This window comes from Streptomyces lasiicapitis (assembly GCF_014646335.1).
GTDB classification, from domain to species: Bacteria; Actinomycetota; Actinomycetes; order Streptomycetales; family Streptomycetaceae; genus Streptomyces; species Streptomyces lasiicapitis.
The window spans coordinates 33,944-54,219 of the sequence record NZ_BMNG01000020.1; the positions used below are offsets into that span (position 1 = coordinate 33,944).

Sequence of the window (20,276 nt, forward strand, 5' to 3'; positions counted from 1 at the left end):
CCTAGAAGGGCACGAGTAACCGCTCAACACGCGGGCGGGCGGCGCTTTTTGAGGCGTCGTCCGCCCGCGTGTGCGTGCGCGGGGGTCGCGCGGCGGACCTCGTGAGCCTTCTCTCGTGCTTCCTGCTTGGTGCAAATGGCTCTAATAGGGGTCGTAACGTACCCCTGGCATGCGGTTGTCGCCCGGCTGGCGTGTAAGTTCCGGGGCCGAGAGCCATGGAAGGGACCAATCCGGTGAACAAGAAGCTCGCGGCCGCACTGTCCGGCGGTGCGGTACTGGTACTGGCGCTGTCGGGATGCAGCAGTGACGACGGTGACAAGAAGCTCGACGACTGGGCCAAGAAGGTCTGTGACACGGCCGTGGGGCCGCAGTCCAAGAAGATCGCCGACGCCAACGCGGCCATCAAGAAGCAGACCGCGGACAACAGTTCGCCGGACGAGGTCAAGTCGACCGACTCCAAGGCGTTCGGTGACATCTCCGCCGCGTACGCCCAGCGCAGCGCCGCGCTGAAGAAGGCGGGCGCCCCGCCCGTCGACGACGGCGAGAAGAAGCTCAACGACGCCGTGAAGGAGCTGGACGGCCTCTCCAAGTCGTACGCCGACCTGAAGACGCAGACCGACAAGCTCGACACCAAGGACCAGTCGGCCTTCGCGGACGACCTCGCGAAGATCGCCGAGGAGCTCGGCAAGCTCAGCAAGAGCGAGAACACGGCACAGAAGAAGCTGGAGGAGGGCGACGCGGGCAAGGCCATGCGCGAGCAGGACAGCTGCAAGACCGCGGCCTCGTCGCCGTCGACGAACGGCTAGGCCTCGGCCCAGGCCGAGCGGAGAGCCGGACGGGGCGTCGGGCCGGGCCTCGGACAGAGCGTCGGACTGGGCGTCAGGCGGCGCCCACCACGCGGCCGTCCCGCCGTCCCGCTCACCCCTCCCGGTCGTCCGTACGGCCGTCCGCCCCCGGTGCCCAGTGGCGCCGGGGGTGCCGTCTTGAGCGGGCGGGTCACAATTGGGGGGTGAGTAACGCCAGCATGCCCTTGCCCTCGTCCGACCGTGCCGATGTGTCCGCGCGGCTGCGGGAAGCCCTTCTCGCCGTCGACTTCACCGCCGACGGGCTGCTCGAACTGCTCGGGGCGCCCGCCTACACCGCGCTCGCCCGCAGCGAGACCGTGCCCGCCCTGAGGGCCACCCGGGGCGACGGCGCGCTGGCGGCGCTCGTACGACTGTTCCTGCTGCAGGATTCCGTGCCGCACGCGCGCGTGGCCGACGTTCTGCCTGTCGACGCCCTTCTGGACAGCGGTTGGCTCGTGGCGGACTCCAAGGGCGCGGCGGGCGCCGGGAGCGGGCTCAGGGCCACCGTGGACGTGCGGCCCTACGGCGGGCCGGACGGCGAGGACTGGTTCATCGTGTCCGACCTGGGGTGCGCGGTCGGCGGGGCCGGCGGCATCGGGAGCCGGGACGAGGGCGTGGTGCTTGGGGTCGGCGGCGCGTCCACGACGCTCGCGGGGATCACGGTGCGTACGCCCGTGGCGAGCGCCCTCGACATCGGCACCGGCTCCGGCATCCAGGCCCTGCACGCCTCCCGGCACGCCACCCGCGTCACCGCGACCGACCTCAACCCCCGCGCCCTGCACTGCACCCGGCTCACGCTCGCCCTGTCCGGCGCGCCGGAGGCGGACCTGCGGGAGGGCTCCCTGTACGAGCCGGTGGGCGACGCGACGTACGACCTGATCGTGTCCAACCCGCCGTTCGTCATCTCGCCCGGCGCCCGGCTGACGTACCGGGACGGCGGCATGGGCGGGGACGATCTGTGCCGCTCGATCGTTCAGGAGGCGGGGGCACGACTGAACGAAGGGGGGTACGCACAATTTCTCGCCAACTGGCAGCACGTGGAGGGCGAGGAGTGGACCGAGCGGCTCCGCTCCTGGGTGCCCCGCGGCTGTGACGCGTGGATCGTGCAGCGCGAGGTGCAGGACGTCACGCAGTACGCCGAGCTGTGGCTCAGGGACGCCGGTGATCACCGCACCGACCCGGCCGAGTACGCGGCGCGGTACGACGCGTGGCTGGACGAGTTCGAGGCCCGCAAGACCCGGGCCGTCGGCTTCGGCTGGATCACCCTGCGCAAGTCCGGCGCCGCCGAGCCGTCCGTGACCGTCGAGGAGTGGCCGCACCCCGTCGAGCAGCCGCTGGGCGAGGCCGTGCAGGCGTTCTTCGAGCGGCAGGACTACCTGCGGGACCACGACGACGCCGCGCTGCTCGCCGCGCACTTCAAGCTCGCCGGTGAAGTGGTGCAGGAGCAGGTCGGCCTGCCGGGCGCCGAGGACCCCGAGCACGTCGTGCTGCGCCAGCACCGCGGCATGCGGCGGGCCACCAAGGTGGACACGGTGGGCGCGGGCTTCGCGGGCGTGTGCGACGGCTCGCTGAGCGCGGGACGGATCCTGGACGCGATCGCCCAGCTCATGGGCGAGGACCCGGTGCTGCTCAGGGACCGCACGCCGGCCCAGATCCGGCTCCTGGTGGAGCAGGGGTTCCTGGAGCCTGTGGGGCGGTAGGGGCGCCTGGGGCGACCGGCGTGTGCGTCGGCCCGGGGCTGACCCATGCCCACCCATGAGGGAGAAACCAGCCCCTCCTGGAGGGAAACCAGCCAATGTGGGCCCTCCCCGCCGTCCCCCGTTCACCCGGATTTCGTGCTTCCGCCGCCCGGACGTGCCAGCCTCCGCACCCTGGGCACCCGACGGGTGCCGCGCGCGGACGGCACGGGAGGCCAGGGGCATGGAGAGCGGACCAGCGATCTTCGCCGGGACGGTGTTCGCGCTGTTCGGGGCCGGCCTGCTGCTCTGGACGGGCACCCGCGTCGCCCACCGCGCCCCCGTGGCCCACGGCGTCCACCCCACTGCCGCCGCCACCTTCGCGACCTTGGCGGGATCCGGCGCCCTGGCCCTCGCGGTGTGGTGCTTCACACGGCTCTGACGCCGGGGAGCCGCGCGCAGCGCAGAAGCGGAACGCGCCCGGGCAGGCCGCGCGCAGCGCAGAAAGGGCGGGCGGGTGGGGAAAAGCCCGTCCGGCGATTGAGGACGAGCGCGCAGCGCGATGGACGGCACGCCGGGCCGACGGCAACATAAAAGGGGCCCACACACGCACCGCTCAAGGCCCAGGGGCCAGCCCAGGCGGCAGGAATGGCGGTAGTCGGGTTACCGTTCGAGTGGCCGTTGCGGGCTTTTCCCGTTTGACACGGGGGCGGGATGTACCGTCACACTCCGCAGCGTCAGCGCAACGCAAGCGCAGTCACGGCGCCCCACCGGGCGCCGCCACCGCACTGCCGAAGCACCGCAGCACTGCCACCGAGCGTCGACCGGAGAGAAGAGCGAAGTTGTCCCCGACCAGCGAGACCGCACAGGGCGGCCGCCGACTCGTCATCGTCGAGTCGCCTGCCAAGGCGAAGACGATCAAGGGCTACCTCGGCCCCGGATATGTAGTCGAGGCGAGCGTCGGGCACATCCGCGACCTTCCCAACGGGGCCGCCGAGGTCCCCGACAAGTACACGGGCGAGGTGCGCCGCCTCGGCGTGGACGTCGAGCACGACTTCCAGCCGATCTATGTGGTCAACGCCGACAAGAAGGCCCAGGTCAAGAAGCTCAAGGACCTCCTGAAGGACTCCGACGAGCTCTACCTCGCCACCGATGAGGACCGCGAGGGCGAAGCCATCGCGTGGCACCTCCTCGAGGTCCTGAAGCCCAAGGTCCCGGTCAAGCGCATGGTGTTCCACGAGATCACCAAGGACGCGATCCAGGGCGCCGTCGCCAACCCGCGCGAGCTCAACCAGCGCATGGTCGACGCCCAGGAGACCCGCCGCATCCTGGACCGCCTGTACGGCTACGAAGTCTCCCCGGTGCTGTGGAAGAAGGTCATGCCGCGGCTCTCGGCGGGCCGCGTGCAGTCCGTGGCGACCCGGCTCGTCGTCGAGCGCGAGCGCGAGCGCATCGCCTTCCGCTCCGCCGAGTACTGGGACCTCACCGGCACCTTCGGCACCGGCCGCCCCGGTGACTCCAGCGACCCCTCCCAGCTCGTCGCCCGCCTCTCGACGGTCGACGGCAAGCGCATCGCGCAGGGCCGCGACTTCGACTCGGTCGGCCAGCTGAAGAGCCAGAACACCCTGCACCTGGACGAGGCCAACGCCCGCGCCCTTGCCGCCGCCCTGGAGAACACCGACTTCTCCGTACGCTCGGTCGAGTCCAAGCCGTACCGCCGCTCTCCGTACGCGCCGTTCCGTACGACGACGCTCCAGCAGGAGGCCTCGCGCAAGCTCGGCTTCGGTGCGAAGGCGACGATGCAGGTGGCGCAGAAGCTGTACGAGAACGGCTTCATCACCTATATGCGTACGGACTCCACGACGCTGTCGGACACGGCCGTCTCCGCGGCCCGCGCACAGGTGACGCAGCTCTACGGCGGCGACTACCTGCCCGACAAGCCGCGCGTGTACGCCGGCAAGGTCAAGAACGCGCAGGAGGCGCACGAGGCGATCCGTCCCTCGGGTGATCGTTTCCGCACGCCCGCCGAGACCGGCCTGACCGGCGACCAGTTCCGCCTCTACGAGCTGATCTGGAAGCGGACCGTTGCCTCCCAGATGAAGGACGCGACCGGCAACTCGGTCACCGTCAAGATCGGCGGCCGGGCCGCCGACGGCCGCGACGCCGAGTTCAGCGCGTCCGGCAAGACCATCACCTTCCACGGCTTCCTCAAGGCCTACGTGGAGGGCGCGGACGACCCGAACGCCGAGCTGGACGACCGTGAGCGCAGGCTGCCGCAGGTCTCCGAAGGCGACGCGCTGTCCGCCGAGGAGATCTCGGTCGACGGCCACGCGACCAAGCCGCCGGCCCGCTACACCGAGGCCTCGCTGGTCAAGGAGCTGGAAGAGCGCGAGATCGGCCGCCCGTCGACGTACGCGTCGATCATCGGCACGATCCTCGACCGCGGCTACGTCTTCAAGAAGGGCACGGCCCTGGTGCCGTCCTTCCTGTCCTTCGCCGTCGTCAACCTCCTGGAGAAGCACTTCGGGCGGCTCGTCGACTACGACTTCACCGCACGCATGGAGGACGACCTCGACCGCATCGCGCGCGGTGAGGCGCAGGCCGTGCCGTGGCTGCGGCGGTTCTACTTCGGTGAGGGCGACGACGCGGGCGTCGCGTCCAGCGCGGGCAACGGCGACGGCGACCACCTCGGCGGGCTCAAGGAGCTGGTGACCGACCTGGGCGCGATCGACGCCCGGGAGATCTCCTCCTTCCCTGTCGGCGACGGCATCGTGCTCCGTGTCGGCCGCTACGGCCCGTACATCGAGCGCGGCGAGCGCGACTCCGAGGGCCACCAGCGCGCCGACGTCCCCGACGACCTGGCGCCCGACGAGCTCACCGTGGACTACGCGGAGGAGCTGCTCGCCAAGCCCAGCGGCGACTTCGCGCTCGGCACGGACCCCGGGACGGGCCGCGAGATCATCGCCAGGGACGGCCGGTACGGCCCGTATGTGACGGAGGTGCTCCCCGAGGGCACCCCGAAGACCGGCAAGAACGCGGTCAAGCCGCGCACGGCCTCCCTCTTCAAGTCCATGTCCCTGGACACCGTGACGCTCGCGGACGCGCTGAAACTGATGTCGCTGCCGCGCGTCGTCGGCGCGGACGCCGAAGGCGTGGAGATCACCGCGCAGAACGGCCGGTACGGCCCGTATCTGAAGAAGGGCACGGACTCGCGCTCCCTGGAGGCCGAGGAGCAGCTCTTCAACATCACGCTGGACGAGGCCCTGGAGATCTACTCCAAGCCGAAGCAGCGCGGTCGTGCCGCGGCCAAGCCGCCGCTGAAGGAGCTCGGCGAGGACCCGGTCAGCGCCAAGCCCGTCGTCGTCAAGGACGGCCGTTTCGGTCCGTACGTGACGGACGGCGAGACCAACGCGACGCTGCGGTCCGGCGACAGCGTCGAGGAGATCACCCCCGAGCGGGGCTTCGAACTCCTCGCCGAGAAGCGCGCGAAGGGGCCGGCCAAGAAGACCGCCAAGAAGGCCCCGGCGAAGAAGACGACGGCCAAGAAGACTGCCGCCAAGAAAACGGCAGCCAAGAAGACGACGACTGCGGCCAAGAAGACCGCCGCCAAGAAGACGACCGCCAAGAAGGCGACGGCTTCGAAGGCCGCGGCCGAGGACTGAGCGGTGGCTGACTGCTGAGTCGGCCATGGCTGAGCCGCGGCGACGGCACATACCGAAACGAACCGACCACCGCGTCGGGGTTCCCCTCCACGGGAGCCCCGGCGCGGTGGCCGTATGTTCGGACGGGCACCGCGGGGAAGCGGGCCGTCCAGATAGGCTGGACGGATGACGCGTGCCGAGCAGCCACCCGCCATGAAAGTGGCCCCAGACGACGCCCTGCTCGCGGACTCCCGCGAGCGCGCCGTCCGATCGCTGCTGCGCGTACCGCAGCTGAAGCGGTTGTGGAGCGCGCACCTCGTCGGCAGCGTCGGAGACGCCCTGGCGTTGTTCGTCCTTGTGATGCTGGTGCTTCAAGCAGCCATCGCGGAGGGCTCGTTCGGGGGTGGCTACCGAGGGGTCGCCATCGCCGTGACCGCCGTCTTCGGAGCGCGCGTTCTGGCGACCCTTCTCTTCGGAGCGGTGCTCCTCGGCCCGCTGACGTCCCTGACGTCGCCCGACGGCCCGCTGGACCGCCGCTGGACCATGGTCGGCGCGGACGGGGTCCGTGCCGCGCTGCTGATCTGCGCGCCCCTGTGGATCGACTGGACGCCCGCCAACGCGCTCGCGATGCTCCTTGTCACCGCGTTCGTCATCGGCGTCGGTGAGCGCTTCTGGACGGTCGCCCGTGAGAGCGCCGCGCCCGCGCTGCTGCCCGCCCCGCCCCTGGAGGGCGCGACGGTGCGCCCGCTGCCGGACCACATGGACGCACTGCGGCGCCTGTCGCTGCGTACGGGATTCGTGGCGCTGCCGCTCGCGGCCCTCGCGCTCGTCGCGGTCAGCCTCGTCGGGATACTGCTCGGCTCCGGAGTCGACTGGTTCGACCAGCACCAGGCGGGCCTCGCCTCGTTCCTCGCGGCCGGACTGTTCGCGGCGTCGCTGTCGATCGTGTACGCCATCGAGCTTCCCGGCACGCACACGCCCCGCGCGCGCAGCCCCCTGGAGGGCCTGCGCAGGCCGCGCACGGGCAGCGGCACCGACAAGGGCCGCACGGGCGCCATCCCGCTGCTCGTGGCCGCCTGCACCGCCGTCGCCGGAGCCATCGCCGCGGCCGTCGCGGTCGCCGTCCTGCACGCCAAGGACCTCCAGGGCGGGCCCGTCACGTACGGCCTGTTCGTCTTCGCGCTGACCGGCGGCACCGTCGCCGGAATCCGCCTCGCGCCCGCACTGCTGCCCTCGCTGTCGCGCCGCCGCCTGCTCGCGCTCGCGATCACCGTCACCGGTGTCGCGCTGCTCGCGGCCGGTCTCGTGCCCGACGTGACGACGGTCCTGCTGATCCTCGCGCTCGCGGGCGTCGCCGCCGGCATCGCCGCGAACACCGGGCACGCGCTGCTCGACCAGGAGGTCGAGGACTACCGAAGGGCGCGCACGACCGAGCACCTTCAGGCGGTCGTACGCCTCTCCGTGGCGCTCGCCGCGCTCGTGGCCCCGCTGCTCGCGGCCGTGATCGGTCCGCACCGGATGGTCAACGGCAAGTTCGTCTTCGACCACGGAGGCGCCTCCTTCACGCTGATGCTCGTCGGCGCGCTGCTGCTTCCGGTGGCCGCGCTGGTCCTCGCCAAGGCCGACGACCGGCAGGGTGTGCCGCTCCGCCACGACCTGCGCGACGCGCTGCGCGGCGGCGACGACCCGGTGCAGGCGCGCGCCGACTCCGGCTTCTTCATCGCCCTGGAGGGCGGCGACGGCGCGGGCAAGTCCACGCAGGCCGAGGCGCTCGCCGAGTGGATCCGCGCCAAGGGCCACGAAGTCGTCGTCACGCGCGAGCCCGGCGCGACGCCGGTCGGCAAGCGGCTGCGGTCGATCCTGCTCGACGTGTCGTCGGCCGGTCTGTCGCACCGCGCGGAGGCGCTGTTGTACGCCGCCGACCGCGCGGAGCACGTCGACACCGTCGTCCGGCCCGCCCTCGCGCGCGGCGCCGTGGTGATCTCCGACCGGTACATCGACTCGTCCGTGGCCTACCAGGGCGCGGGCCGCGACCTGTCGCCGACCGAGGTCGCCCGCATCAACCGATGGGCCACGGGCGGTCTCGTACCGCATCTGACGGTCCTGCTCGACGTGGCGCCCGAGGCGGCCCGCGAGCGCTTCACCGAGGCGCCCGACCGCCTGGAGTCCGAGCCCGCCGAGTTCCACGCGCGCGTGCGCTCCGGTTTCCTCACCCTGGCCGCGGCCGACCCCGGCCGGTATCTGGTCGTGGACGCCGCCCAGGAGCCGGAGGCCGTCACGACCGTCATCCGGCACCGCCTCGACGTCGTACTGCCCCTCTCCGAAGCCGAAGTGAAGGCCAAGGAAGAGGCCCGCAAGGCGGCCGAGGAGGAGGCGCGGCGGCGCGCCGAGGAAGAGGCCGCGCGCAAGGCCGAGGAGGAGCGCCTGGAGCGGGAGCGCCAGGAACAGCTCGCCAAGCTCCGCGCGGAGGAGGAAGAGCGCAAGCAGCGCGAGCTGGAGGAGGCCCAGCGCCGCGAGGCCGAGCGCCAGGCCGAGGAGGCCCGGCTGCGCGCCGAGGAGTCCCGCCGCAAGGCCGAGGAGGAGCGCGCGCGGGTCCTCGCCGAGGAGCAGGTCCGCGCCGCCGAGGAGGAGCGGCGCCGCAAGGCGGCCGAGGAGGAGGCCCGGCTGCGGGCCGAGGCCGAGGCGCGCCGTCTTGAGAAGCAGCGCAAGGCCGAGGAGGCGTTGCGGCGGGCTGAGGAGGCGCGGCTGCTGGCTGAGGCGGCGGCCGCGTCCGCCGACGCGCCGCCGGTGCCGCCTGCGCCTGCGGCTCCGCCCACGTCGTCGGCGTCCGCGGCTCCTGTTGCGCCGCCGGTGTCGGCCGCGCCTGCTGCACCGGCCGCTCCGCCCGCGTCGCCTGTGACTTCCGCGACTTCCGCGCCGTCCGCGCCGAGTTCGCCCGACAACGAGACGACCGCGACCGTGCCCACGCCGGTCGTGAAGCCGCAGGCGCAGGTGCCGGGTGCCGCCGACGAGACGGCTGTGCTGCCGCAGGCCACGGAGGCCGGGGCGGCGGCGCGGGCCGAGGCCGCGGCGGGGCAGCACGGGACCGGCCCTGACAGTGCGTTCAGTGCGTCCGACGTGACCGCCGAGCTGCCGCAGGCGTCCGTGCCCGGTGCCGTCGACGAGACAGCGGTCCTTCCGGCCGTGGGGAACGAGCCGCCGGCGCGCGGCGAGAACGCGGCGGACAAGGTGCCGCCGGGCTACTTCCGCGACGAGCGACCCGCCCCCGACGACCGCACGCGGGAGCTGCCGCAGGTCGACGAGGACGGCACGCCGCGGCAGCGCCCGCGCTCCGACTGGGCAGAGGAGACCCCGCTGGACGACCTGCCGTCGCTGGCGGACGAGTTGCTCGGGTCGCATGAGGCGGATGGGGTGGATGAGGTGGATGAGGGGCGGCGGAGGCGCTGAGGCTGGACGCGGGGTGGCGGCGCCGACACTGAGGCGTTCGTCCGCTTATGTCCGCGTACGTCCATTCGTCCGCGTACGCTCCGTCGTCCGCGTACGCCGCCCGGCCGAGAGCCCCGCGTCGCGTATAACCCCAGCTCAGCGCAGCCGTGGGCGGCGTTGTCAGTGGGGTGCCTCACAATGAATTCCGACAGCGCGAAGTGGGACGTGTGCCGGGGGACGGTGGGCGTCGGTAGGGCAAAGGCGGTGACCCATGCCGGTATGGGACGACCTGGTGGGCCAGGAGAAGGTGAGCGGGCAGCTCGGCGCGGCCGCCCGTGACGCCGACACGCTGGTCACCGCCGTCGCGGCCGACACCCCGCTGCCCGAGTCGTCCAAGATGACGCACGCCTGGCTGTTCACGGGCCCGCCCGGCTCGGGCCGCGCCACCGCCGCCCGTGCCTTCGCCGCGGCCCTGCAGTGCGTGAGCCCCGACCGCGCGCTGGGCGGCGAGCCGGGCTGCGGCTTCTGCGACGGCTGCCACACGAGCCTGATCGGCACGCACGCCGACGTGGAGGTCGTCCGCACCGACCTGCTTTCGATCGGCGTCAAGGAGACCCGTGAGCTGGTCCGCCGCGCCCAGCTCTCACCGGCCGGCGGCCGCTGGCAGGTCATCGTCCTGGAGGACGCGGACCGTCTCACGGAGGGCGCGGGCAACGTCCTGCTGAAGGCGGTGGAGGAGCCGGCCCCCCGCACGGTGTGGCTGCTCTGCGCGCCCTCGCTGGAGGACGTGCTGCCCACGATCCGCTCCCGCTGCCGCCACCTGACCCTGCGTACGCCGTCGGTGGACGCCGTGGCCGACATGCTCGTGCGGCGCGACGGCATCGAGCCCACCGCCGCGGCCGCCGCCGCCCGCGCCACCCAGGGCCACATCGACCGCGCCCGCACCCTCGCGACGGACGACCGCGCGCGGGAGCGCCGGGCCGCGGTCCTCAAACTGCCGCTGCGCGTCGGGGAGATCGGCGGCTGCCTGAAGGCCGCGCAGGAGCTGATCGACACGGCGGCGGAGGAGGCCAAGCAGGTCGCCGAGGACGTCGACGTCAAGGAGACCGAGGACATGAAGGCGGCGCTCGGCGCCGCCCAGGGCGGCCGTATGCCCCGGGGCACGGCGGGCGTCATGAAGGACCTCGAGGACAAGCAGAAGCGCCGCAGGACGCGTACGCAGCGGGACAGCCTGGACCTCGCCCTCATCGACCTCACCGGGGTCTACCGGGACGTCCTCGCGCTTCAGTTGGGCTCCCGCGTGCCGCTCGCCAACACGGAGGTGCAGGACATGCTGGAGCGGATGGCGCGGGGTACGTCGCCCGAGTCCACGCTGCGCCGCATAGAGGCGATCGGCGCGTGCCGCACGGCGCTTGACCGCAATGTGGCGCCGTTGCTCGCGGTGGAGGCGATGACGGTGGCGCTGCGGGCGGGCTGAGCCGGTCGATCCGGTCTGCCCCTCCGCGCCGTCCCTCCGCCCTCTCCCTCTGTCCTCTCCCTCCGCCCTGTACCTCCGCTCCGTACGTCCGGGCACGCCAGGTTGACCGCCTCACCCATACGGGCACGGAAAGTGATCCAACAACTCCATAGAGTTAGTCTCGCGAGATGGAAACCTCCCTTCCCCGAGCCCACGCCCCCGCTCGAGCAGGAGAGCCCGCCAGCGAACCAGCACGCGCCCGCCGTCCGTTCCGCCGCGGCGGTCTGGCCCTGTTGGCCATGGGTCTACTCATGTCCGGCTGCTCGTCGGCGAGTTCGTCGGACGGTTCGTCGGCGGACGTGGTCATGGCCGAGCTGCCGAGCGCCACGCCGAAGCAACTCACGTCGTACTACGGCCAGAAGCTGCGCTGGCGCGACTGCGGGGTGCCCGGCTTCCAGTGCGCGACGCTGAGGGCGCCGCTGAACTACGACAAGCCGGACGCGGGGGACGTGAAGCTGGCGGTGTCGCGGAAGCGGGCGACCGGGAAGCCGGACCGCCGGCTCGGCTCGCTGCTCGTGAACCCGGGCGGGCCGGGAGGCTCGGCGGTCGGGTACCTCCAGGCGTACGCGGCGCTCGGCTACCCGGAGAAGGTCCGTGCCCGGTACGACATGGTGGGCGTCGACCCGCGCGGCGTCGCCCGCAGCGAGCCGGTGTCGTGCCTGAACGACCGGGAGATGGACGCGTACACGCAGACGGACGTGACGCCCGACGACGGCCGCGAGGTCGGCCTGCTGTCGGCGACGTACAAGAAACTCGCGGCGGGCTGCCGGAAGCGGTCCGGCAAGCTGCTCGGGCACGTCTCCACTGTCGAAACGGCCCGGGACATGGACATCCTGCGGGCGGCGCTCGGCGACAAGAAGCTGACGTACGTGGGGGCGTCGTACGGCACGTTCCTCGGCGCGACGTACGCCGGGCTGTTCCCCGGGCGCGTGGGCCGCCTGGTCCTCGACGGCGCGATGGACCCCTCGCTCACCGCGCGCCGCATGAACCTCGACCAGACGGCGGGCTTCGAGACGGCGTTCCAGTCGTTCGCGCGGGAGTGCGTGCGGGAGCGGGACTGCCCGCTCGGAACGAAGAGCGCGGCGGACGCGGGTAAGCGCCTGAAGGGGTTCTTCTCCGACCTGGACCGCAGGCCGCTCCGGGCCGGAGACACCAGCACGTCCGGCGGCCGCAAGCTCGGCGAGGCGCTGGCGACGACCGGCGTGATCGCGGCGATGTACGACGAGGCGGCGTGGCCGGAGCTGCGGGACTCGCTCATGTCGGCGATGAAGAACAAGGACGGCGCGCCGCTACTCGCCCTCTCGGACAGCTACTACGAGCGCGACGGCGACGGGTCGTACACGAACCTCATGTTCGCCAACGCCGCCGTGAACTGCCTCGACCTGCCGCCGTCCTTCACCTCGCCCGAGGATGTGCGCAAGGCGCTCCCCGAGTTCGAGAAGGCGTCGCCGGTGTTCGGCGAGGGCCTGGCCTGGTCGGCCCTGAACTGCACGTACTGGCCGGCGAAGGCCACGGGCAAGCCGAGCCGCATCGAGGCGAAGGGCGCCGCCCCGATCATCGTCACCGGCACCACCCGCGACCCCGCCACCCCCTACCGCTGGGCCCAGGCCCTCGCCGCCCAGCTCACCTCGGCCCGCCTCCTCACCTACGAGGGCGACGGCCACACCGCGTACGGCCGTGGCAGCGCCTGCGTGGACAAGACGATCAACACGTACCTCCTGGAGGGCCGCGCCCCCCAGAAGTCCAAGCGCTGCACATAACCCCAGCTCACGGCCCCGCAGCGGCCGCACCCGCCCCACCCGCGGGCCGCCCCGGAGGGGTGTACGGAGCACCCTCCGAAACTGTGTAGACTTGGCGCCGTTGCTGATCGCACCATAGGTGCGGACAGCGCGCCGCCTTAGCTCAGATGGCCAGAGCAACGCACTCGTAATGCGTAGGTCTCGGGTTCGAATCCCGAAGGCGGCTCGGATTAACCCCAGGACTCACTCGCCGTGACCTGGGGTTTTTTCATGCCCGGATTCGGGAGGGGGGAAGCGCGGCACTCAAGTTGGCGGCCCCAGGTCGGCAGGCGGACGATGGAGTGAAGGGGTCGGCTGGGTATGGCGTCGGCCGTGGATGGCGTCGCGGTGGTAGTCGGCCTGAAGAGTTGGCATGTGCAGGGCGGAGGTAGTTGTCATGATCGAGGTCAAGGCGGTTGAGAAGCCGGACGAGCGGCGTGATTTTCCCCGTGGGCACCTCGAAGCCGTCCATCTCACCGGGTTGGACTTCGCCGTGGGCACCTTCGAGCCCGGCTGGCGTTGGTCCGAGTCCGTGGCGGAGCTCGCGGGGACCGAGAGCTGTCAGATCCACCACAACGGCTATGTAGTCCAGGGGCGCATGCATATCCGTATGGACGACGGTGGTGAGGCCGAGGTCGGGCCCGGCGATGTCTTCGTGTGCCCGCCCGGACACGACGCCTGGGTCGTGGGTGAGGAACAGGTCGTGGTGTACGACTTCGCCGGAGGCATGGCGCAGGAGTACGCGAAGGCCAAGGGTTAGCCCTTTCGTCTCGTTGCTTGGATCGCTGTTGTTATGCGGTCCACGTCGGTTCGTTCCGCTGGGGGGAGTGGGGCGTTTACCGAAATTCGTAGGCGGGCCGCTGTGGCTAGGAGGTGGGTGGCTCGGGTGGGGGAGGAGTCTGTGAGGTGGTGAGCGCCTGCCAGGCCTTCCAGGGCCAGGGCTATCGCTCGGGGGTCCGCTGTGGTGCGGGCTGCCGCCAGGCCTTCCGTGTGCAGGCGTAGGGCCGCATGCGCGTCGCCCCGCTGTTCGGCTATGAAGCCCAGTTCCGCGAGGATCAGGGCCGCGCCGTTCTCCGCCGGGAATCGGCGGTTCCACTCCCGCCACGGGAGCAGGTACGCCTCCGCCTCGGCCAGGCGGCCCTGTCTGCGCGCGCCCAGGGCCAGGCCGACCTCCGCGACCTCCTGGGCCGCGCGGTCCGCCTGCTCGACCGCCAGGCGGCGGGCCCGTTCGTGGTGGGCGTCCGCCTGTTCGTGGTCGCCGGTGAGGAGTGCCACACGGCCCAGTTGGGACCAGCGCGTCGATGCCTCCGACCACAGTTCGAGGGCTGTTGCCAGGCGCAGGCCCTCGGTGTGCTGGGCGCGGGCCTCCGTGTAGTCGCCTTTGATCTCGGCGACCCTGCCCAGTACGCCCGTCGCCTGCAGTTGGCCCCAGCCGTCGCCCGTCGCCCGGAAGAGGGCGAGGCTGCGTACGCCGTCCTTGTACGAGCCCTCCAAGTCGCCTCGTACGTAGCGCTGTACGCCTCGGATTGTCAGCGCCGCCGCCGTGCCCCAGTCGTCCGACCCGGCCCGGAACGCTTCCAGGGCGCGGGCGGTCAGTCTCTCGGCCTCGGGCATCCCGCCGAACATCGTGGCGGCGTAGGAGAGGAAGAGGGTGGTGAGGGGAGTTGCCCGGTCGTCGGTGGTGGGTTCCGTCAGTTCCGCCTCGCCCTCGCCCGTCAGCAGTGTCATGGCTCGATGCAAGGCCTCGACCTGTTCGCTGTCGGCGGCCTCCGATGTCGCGTCCGGGACCGCCAGTGCCGTTGCCATCGCGCGGCGCGCCTCCGTCAAGCGGCCCCGCAGGAACCAGTACCACGCCATCGCCCGCGTCAGCCGCCGCGCCAGCGCGCCGTCGCCCGTCGCCGACGCCGTGGCCAGCGCCGCGCGGACGTTGGCCGACTCCGCGTTCAGGCGGCGCAGCCACGTCTGCTGGCCGGCGCCGCGGAGCAGGGGGTCGGCCCGTTCGGCCAGGGCTGTGTAGTGGGTGGCGTGGGCCCGGCGCAGGGACTCGAACTCCGGGGCGGAGGACGTGAGTTGTTCCAGCGCGTACGCCGCCACCGACTCCAGGAGGCGGTAGCGCGGGCCGTCCTCCGTGTGCGTCACCGTCACCAGCGAGCGGTCCACCAGGCGGGAGAGGAGGTCAAGGACTTCGGATGATTTGACGTCCAGTGTTGAGCAGAGCGCTTCCGCGGCCTCCAGTGTGCAGCCATCGGCGTGTACGGCGAGGCGGCGCAGGACCGTACGTTCGGCCGCCGTCAGCAGTTCCCAGCTCCAGTCGATCATCGCGCGCAGTGTCTGCTGGCGGGCCGGGGCGTCGCGGCGGCCGCCGGTGAGCAGGCCGAAGCGGTCGTCGAGGCGTTCGGCCAGCGCTTGAGGGCCGAGGGCGCGTACGCGCGTCGCTGCCAGTTCGAGTGCCAGCGGGAGGCCATCCATGCGGCGGCAGATGGTGGCAACGGCGGTGGAGTTGGCGTCGGTGACCTTGAAGTCGGGCGTCGCGGCTGCCGCTCTTGCCGTGAACAGGCGTACGGCGCCCGCGCGTTGGACCTCGGACGGTTCCGCGTCCGGGTCCGGCAGGTCCAGGGGCGGTACGGCGTACAGCGTTTCGCCGGTGAGGGCGAGGGGTTCGCGGCTGGTGGCCAGGACGCGGAGGCCGGGGGCGGCGCGCAAGAGGTGGCGGGTGAGGTCGGCTGCCGCGGCGGCCAGGTGCTCGCAGTTGTCGAGTACGAGGAGGAGGCGGCGGTCGCGGAGGGCTTCGGTGAGGTGGTGGGTGGCGGGGGCCGCGGGTGCTGTGGGGGCTGCGGGGGTGCCGGGAGTGCTGGGGCTTTCGGTGGTTCGGGGAGCTTGAGCCTCGCGTAGGCCCAGGGTCGCCGTGATTGTCTGCGCTGCCTCCTCGGGGGTTGAGGAGGTGGGCAGGGCGGCGAGTTCCACCAGCCAGATTCCGTCCGGGTACGGGGCTGCGGCTGCCCCGTCCGCGTACGAGCCGACGGCTTCCCCGTCCGCGTACGTCCCCGCCACCTCCAGCGCCAGCCGTGTCTTGCCGACGCCGCCGGGGCCGGTCAGGGTCACCAGACGGGTGCCTGCGGAGAGGAGTTCTCGTACGTCTTGGAGGGGGCCGGTGCGGCCGATGAGGGGGGTGACAGGGACGGGGAGGTTGGTGCGACGTCTGAGTGGGGTTGTGTGGTGCGCGGGCGCTTGCTCCCGCTCGCCCCGGAGGATCCGGCCCTGTAGCGCCATCACCTCCGCTCCCGGAGTGAGCCCGAGCTCCTCGTCCAGGTGTCGCCGCAGGTCCTGGTACGCGTCCAGTGCCTCCGCCGTGCGGCCCGCGCCGTGCAGGGCGCGCATGTGGGCCGCGCGGAGGCGCTCTCGCAGGGGGTGCGTCGAGGTCAACTCGGCCAGTTCAGCGGCCAGTTCGGCGTGGTCGCCGAGTTCCAGGCGGGCCTCCGCGTGCTCCTCGCGCACCAGGAGCCGTTGTTCCTCCAGGTGTGTCACGGCGGCGCGGGCGAACGGTTCGTCGGCGTACTCGGTGAACGCCGCGCCCCGCCACTCGGCCAGCGCCTCGGCGAAGAGTGCGGCCCGGGTGCGGGCGTCCGTGGTCGCGCGGGCGCGTGTCGCCAGGGTCGTGAAGCGGTTCGCGTCCACCGTGTCCGGGGGTATCCGGAGGAGGTAGCCGGGTGCGCGGCGGACCACCAGGTCCCGGCCGCCGCCCGTCGCCAGGGCCGTGCGCAGTCGGGACACCAGGGTGTGCAGGGCATTCGCGGGGCGCGTGGGGAGTGGGCCCGCGCCCCACAGGTCCTCGATGAGGCGGTCCGCCGGGACGACCGCGCCCGGGGCGACGAGGAGGCTCGCAAGCAGGGTCCGTACGCGTGCCTCGGGGACCGTCACGGGAGCGCCCTCGGGCGTCCGGACGGTGAGCGGTCCCAGGACACCGAAGCGCATATGGCCAGCGTAGATCAACGCTCCGCGGACCCGGCGGCGACCGAATGCCGACCGAAAGCCGAGCGAAGGCCCGCCGAAAGGGCCCACCCGCAGAGTCGTCCTCGTACCGAGTCGCCACGTAACCACCAGCCAATTGGAGCTCAGCATGAGCAAGTTCGCGGGCAAGACCGCCGTCGTCACCGGCGGTACGCACGGCATGGGTCTCGCCATCGTCAAGGGGCTGCTCGACGGGGGCGCCGAGGTCGTCCTCACGGGGCGGAACGAGAAGACCCTGGAAGAGGCGCGTACCGAGCTGAAGGGGCGCGCGGCGCACGTCGTGCGCTCTGACGCGGCGAGCATGGCCGACATCGCGGGCCTCGCCGACCTGGTCCAGGCCCGGCTCGGCCGGGTCGACCACGTCTTCGTGAACCACGGCATCGCGGAGTTCGCCGAGCTCGCCGAGGTCACCGAGGAGTCCTGGGACCGGCAGTTCGCGATCAACACGAAGGGTTCGTTCTTCACGATGCAGCGGCTCGCTCCGCTGATCAACGACGGCGGGTCGGTGGTGTTCACGACGGTCGTCAACGACGTCGTCTTCCCGGGGCTCAGCGCGTACTCCGCCTCCAAGGAGGCCATGCGGGCCTTCGCGCACGTCCTCGCGCTCGAACTGCTTCCGCGCAAGATCCGGGTGAACTCGGTCGCGCCCGGCTTCATCAAGACGCCGACCATGGGGGTCGCCGGGCTGACGGAGGAGCAGCGGCGCGAGTTCGAGCGGCAGGGCAACGAGACGACGCCGCTGGGGCGGAACGGGACCGTCGACGAGGTCGCCGCGGCCGCGTTGTTCCTCGCCGCCGACGCCACGTTCACGACGAATGTCGAGCTGGCGGTGGATGGCGGGTTCGCGCAGGGGTTGCCTGTCGGCCACTGATGCGGGCGGGGGCGCCTGTGCCTACGATGCGCGCGTGCGGCCGGACGGCTGGGACGGCTGGGACGGTGAGCAGGGGCGGGAGGCGGTCATGGGTACGGGTGCGAATGTGAGCAGTGGTGCGGCTGCGAGGGTCGGCTTTGATGCCGTTGTCGCTGCGGATCCTGATCGGGTTGCCCTCGTCGACGCCGACGGTGCCACCCTCACGTACGGCGAGCTGGCCGCCCGCGTCTACCGGCTCGCGCATGCCCTGGCCGGGCTCGGGGTGGGGGCGGGGGACTGTGTCGCCGCCATGTTGCCCAACAGCCGGGCCTTCTTCGAGCTGCGGCTGGCCACGGGGCGGTCGGGGGTGTACTTCACGCCGTTCAGCCATCACTTCACCACCGCCGAGGTGACGCATGTCGTCGCCGACAGTGAGGCTCGGGTGGTGGTTGTGGACGCGTCCTTGGTGGAGGTGGCCGGGCCCGCGCTGGATGCGGCGGGGGTGCCGGAGGGGCGGCGGGTGGTGTGGGGGGCCGAGCGGGTGCCCCACGGCTGGGTCGACTACGAGGAGCTGCTCGCCGCCGCCCCGGCGACCCCGCCCCCGCACCCCCGCGCCGGCGGCGTCATGCTCTACACCTCCGGGACCACAGGCCGCCCCAAGGCCGTGCGGCGGGCGCTGCCGGACGCGCCGCCCGGACCGAGCCCGTACGAGCTGGACTTCATGGCGCGCGTCGGGGTGCGGGCGGGCGCGTACACGCAGTTGAGTGCCGCGCCGCTCTACCACGCCGCCCCCGGGCTCTTCGCGAACATGGCGATGCAGCTCGGGCACACCGTCGTGCTCGCGGAGCGGCCGGGTACGGAGGAGTGGCTTCGGCTGATCCAACGGCACGGCGTGCAGGTGCTGTTCGCGGTGCCGACCGTGCTGCATCGGCTGCTGCGGCTGCCCGCCGAGGTGCGTGCTCGGTACGACGTGTCGAGCCTGCGCGCCGTCGTGCACGGGGCGGCGCCCTGTCCGCCGGACGTGAAGCGGCGGGCCATCGACTGGTTGGGGCCGGTTCTGTACGAGTTCTACGCTGCGACCGAGGGCGGGGTGACCGCCGCGAGCAGTGAGGAGTGGCTGGCGCGGCCCGGGACCGTGGGGTTGCCTCTCGCGGGCATCGACGTACGGATTTTGAACGATGAGGGCACGGCAGTGGGGGTCGGGGAGACCGGTGGGGTGTACTTCCGGCTCGCCGTGCCGTTCTCGTATTACAAGGACGAGGAGAAGACTCAACGGGCCATGCGGGGCGGGTACTTCACCGCGGGGGATCAGGGGTACGTCGATGAGGACGGGTGGTTGTACCTGCGGGACCGGCGCACCGACCTGATCATTTCCGGGGGTGTGAACGTGTATCCGGCGGAGGTCGAGGCTGTGCTGATTTCGCACCCGGATGTCGCCGACGTGGCCGTGGTGGGGGTGCCTGATGAGGAGTGGGGGCATCGGGTTGCCGCCGTCGTGCAGACGGAGGCGGGGGTGCGGGGGGACGACGGGCTTGCCGCGCGGCTCGTCGAGCACTGTCGGGGCGCGCTCGCCGGGTTCAAGGTGCCTCGGGTGATCGAGTTCCGGGAGCGGGTGCCGCGGTCGGCGGCGGGGAAGGTGTTGCGGCGGGAGTTGCGGGTTACTCCGTAGCTGCGGGTCGCTTCGTGCCCGCGGGTCACTCCGTCGTCGCGGGTCACTCCGTTGTCGGAGTGAGGCCCAATCCCCTTACCAGGTCGGCGAGTTCATCCCTGTAGAGCGTGTCCGGGTTGTCGATCTGGGGGCGCAGCAGGCCGTCGATCTCCAGCGTGACCAGGCCGTGCATGCGGCCCCATACGCGGAGTGAGAGGGCGAGAGCGGGCGGGGTGAGGGTGGGGAAGGTGGCGCGGGCCACGGTGGTGAAGTCGGGGGCGAAGTCTTCCCAGGTGTAGGTGGTGCTGCCGTTGCCGTCCGCTGAAGGGGAGGCGGGGGTGGCTGTTGTGGCGATTTCCACTATGCCCAGGCAGAGTTCGTACTCTGCGGCCGTGCTTTCCGGTGTGTTCGTGTGGGGGGTCTGCGCGCGGCCGCTGAACAGCAGCCTGAACTCCTGCGGGTGCGCCAGCGCCCATGCGCGGTACGCCAGACCGTGGGCCAGGGCTCGGGCCGCCGGGGCCGTCGGGGGGTGGGCGTCGCGGGCCTCGCGCAGGTGGGCTGCCAGGTCGCGGTACGCGTCCGCGGCGAGTGCCGAGAGCAGGGCCTCGCGGGTGTCGAAGTAGCTGTAGAACGTGCCGGGTGCCATGCCCATGTCCCGGGCGATGCCCCTCAGGGCCACGGATTCCGCACCCTCCTCCACCAGGTGCTTCAGGGCTGTCGCCTTGATCTCGGCGGTGGTCTCGGTGCGGTGGCGTTCTCGGCGGCTGGCTGCAGGCATGTCCCTATGGTACGGCGGGCAAAGATTGAACAGTGTTTGGAATTTGGTCGGTGTTCGGGTTACGTTTCTGGAGTGCTCGGCGGCTTGTGCCGAGTGCGCAGATATGTACT

Annotated in this window: 12 protein-coding genes and 1 tRNA gene; 11 read left to right on the forward strand and 2 right to left on the reverse strand. The window is 71.9% G+C overall.

Annotated features, from left to right (window positions below):
* Nucleotides 1-215 precede the first annotated feature (215 nt).
* From IEY91_RS35770 to IEY91_RS35810, 9 genes are all read left to right on the forward strand, one after another.
* Nucleotides 216-806, forward strand: a complete 591-nt coding sequence (locus IEY91_RS35770; RefSeq protein WP_164322368.1) for a small secreted protein — start codon at nucleotides 216-218, stop codon at nucleotides 804-806.
* Between the two features lie 218 nt (nucleotides 807-1,024).
* Complete coding sequence (locus tag IEY91_RS35775) at nucleotides 1,025-2,545, forward strand: DUF7059 domain-containing protein (RefSeq protein ID WP_189177195.1); 1,521 nt, start codon at nucleotides 1,025-1,027, stop codon at nucleotides 2,543-2,545.
* Nucleotides 2,546-2,765: 220 nt separating this feature from the next.
* Nucleotides 2,766-2,963, forward strand: coding sequence for a hypothetical protein (locus tag IEY91_RS35780; protein ID WP_164322367.1), 198 nt, complete (start codon nucleotides 2,766-2,768; stop codon nucleotides 2,961-2,963).
* Between the two features lie 400 nt (nucleotides 2,964-3,363).
* A complete protein-coding gene (topA, locus tag IEY91_RS35785) occupies nucleotides 3,364-6,183 on the forward strand; it encodes a type I DNA topoisomerase (RefSeq protein WP_189177143.1) in 2,820 nt (939 codons plus the stop codon).
* A 165-nt stretch (nucleotides 6,184-6,348) separates the two neighbouring features.
* Entirely contained in the window at nucleotides 6,349-9,609 is a 3,261-nt protein-coding gene (gene tmk / locus IEY91_RS35790; protein WP_189177144.1) for a dTMP kinase, read from the forward strand.
* Between the two features lie 250 nt (nucleotides 9,610-9,859).
* The gene (locus IEY91_RS35795) at nucleotides 9,860-11,065 is read left to right on the forward strand and encodes a DNA polymerase III subunit delta' (RefSeq protein ID WP_164322364.1); all 1,206 of its coding nucleotides are present in this window, start codon (nucleotides 9,860-9,862) and stop codon (nucleotides 11,063-11,065) included.
* A gap of 278 nt (nucleotides 11,066-11,343) precedes the next feature.
* Complete coding sequence (locus IEY91_RS35800; protein ID WP_164322362.1) at nucleotides 11,344-12,864, forward strand: alpha/beta hydrolase; 1,521 nt, start codon at nucleotides 11,344-11,346, stop codon at nucleotides 12,862-12,864.
* Nucleotides 12,865-12,995: 131 nt separating this feature from the next.
* Nucleotides 12,996-13,069: transfer RNA gene (locus tag IEY91_RS35805), tRNA-Thr, on the forward strand.
* Nucleotides 13,070-13,279: 210 nt separating this feature from the next.
* A complete protein-coding gene (locus IEY91_RS35810) occupies nucleotides 13,280-13,642 on the forward strand; it encodes a cupin domain-containing protein (protein WP_164322360.1) in 363 nt (120 codons plus the stop codon).
* On the opposite strand, the gene IEY91_RS35815 is transcribed toward IEY91_RS35810, so the two are convergent.
* A complete protein-coding gene (locus tag IEY91_RS35815) occupies nucleotides 13,639-16,854 on the reverse strand; it encodes an AfsR/SARP family transcriptional regulator (RefSeq protein ID WP_189177145.1) in 3,216 nt (1,071 codons plus the stop codon). The two genes, IEY91_RS35810 and IEY91_RS35815, sit on opposite strands and share 4 nt — an antisense overlap.
* 145 nt (nucleotides 16,855-16,999) lie before the next feature.
* Between IEY91_RS35815 and IEY91_RS35820 the strand changes: the two genes are divergently transcribed.
* Together IEY91_RS35820 and IEY91_RS35825 are read left to right on the forward strand one after the other, a co-directional pair.
* Complete coding sequence (locus IEY91_RS35820) at nucleotides 17,000-17,761, forward strand: SDR family oxidoreductase (protein ID WP_189177146.1); 762 nt, start codon at nucleotides 17,000-17,002, stop codon at nucleotides 17,759-17,761.
* Between the two features lie 34 nt (nucleotides 17,762-17,795).
* Nucleotides 17,796-19,409: an AMP-binding protein gene (locus IEY91_RS35825; RefSeq protein ID WP_229697447.1), complete on the forward strand. Its 1,614-nt coding sequence runs from the start codon at nucleotides 17,796-17,798 to the stop codon at nucleotides 19,407-19,409.
* Nucleotides 19,410-19,452: 43 nt separating this feature from the next.
* Here IEY91_RS35825 and IEY91_RS35830 read toward each other — a convergent pair whose 3' ends face one another.
* Nucleotides 19,453-20,166, reverse strand: a complete 714-nt coding sequence (locus IEY91_RS35830) for a TetR/AcrR family transcriptional regulator (RefSeq protein WP_189177147.1) — start codon at nucleotides 20,164-20,166, stop codon at nucleotides 19,453-19,455.
* Between the last annotated feature and the right edge of the window lie 110 nt (nucleotides 20,167-20,276).

Coding starts and splice junctions, on each gene's coding strand:
- IEY91_RS35770 (WP_164322368.1), top strand. CDS start 216: ATGGAAGGGACCAATCCGGTGAACAAGAAGCTCGCGGCCGCACTGTCC.
- IEY91_RS35775 (WP_189177195.1), top strand. CDS start 1,025: ATGCCCTTGCCCTCGTCCGACCGTGCCGATGTGTCCGCGCGGCTGCGG.
- IEY91_RS35780 (WP_164322367.1), top strand. CDS start 2,766: ATGGAGAGCGGACCAGCGATCTTCGCCGGGACGGTGTTCGCGCTGTTC.
- tmk (WP_189177144.1), top strand. CDS start 6,349: ATGACGCGTGCCGAGCAGCCACCCGCCATGAAAGTGGCCCCAGACGAC.
- IEY91_RS35795 (WP_164322364.1), top strand. CDS start 9,860: ATGCCGGTATGGGACGACCTGGTGGGCCAGGAGAAGGTGAGCGGGCAG.
- IEY91_RS35800 (WP_164322362.1), top strand. CDS start 11,344: ATGGGTCTACTCATGTCCGGCTGCTCGTCGGCGAGTTCGTCGGACGGT.
- IEY91_RS35810 (WP_164322360.1), top strand. CDS start 13,280: ATGATCGAGGTCAAGGCGGTTGAGAAGCCGGACGAGCGGCGTGATTTT.
- IEY91_RS35815 (WP_189177145.1), bottom strand. CDS start 16,854: ATGCGCTTCGGTGTCCTGGGACCGCTCACCGTCCGGACGCCCGAGGGC.
- IEY91_RS35820 (WP_189177146.1), top strand. CDS start 17,000: ATGAGCAAGTTCGCGGGCAAGACCGCCGTCGTCACCGGCGGTACGCAC.
- IEY91_RS35830 (WP_189177147.1), bottom strand. CDS start 20,166: ATGCCTGCAGCCAGCCGCCGAGAACGCCACCGCACCGAGACCACCGCC.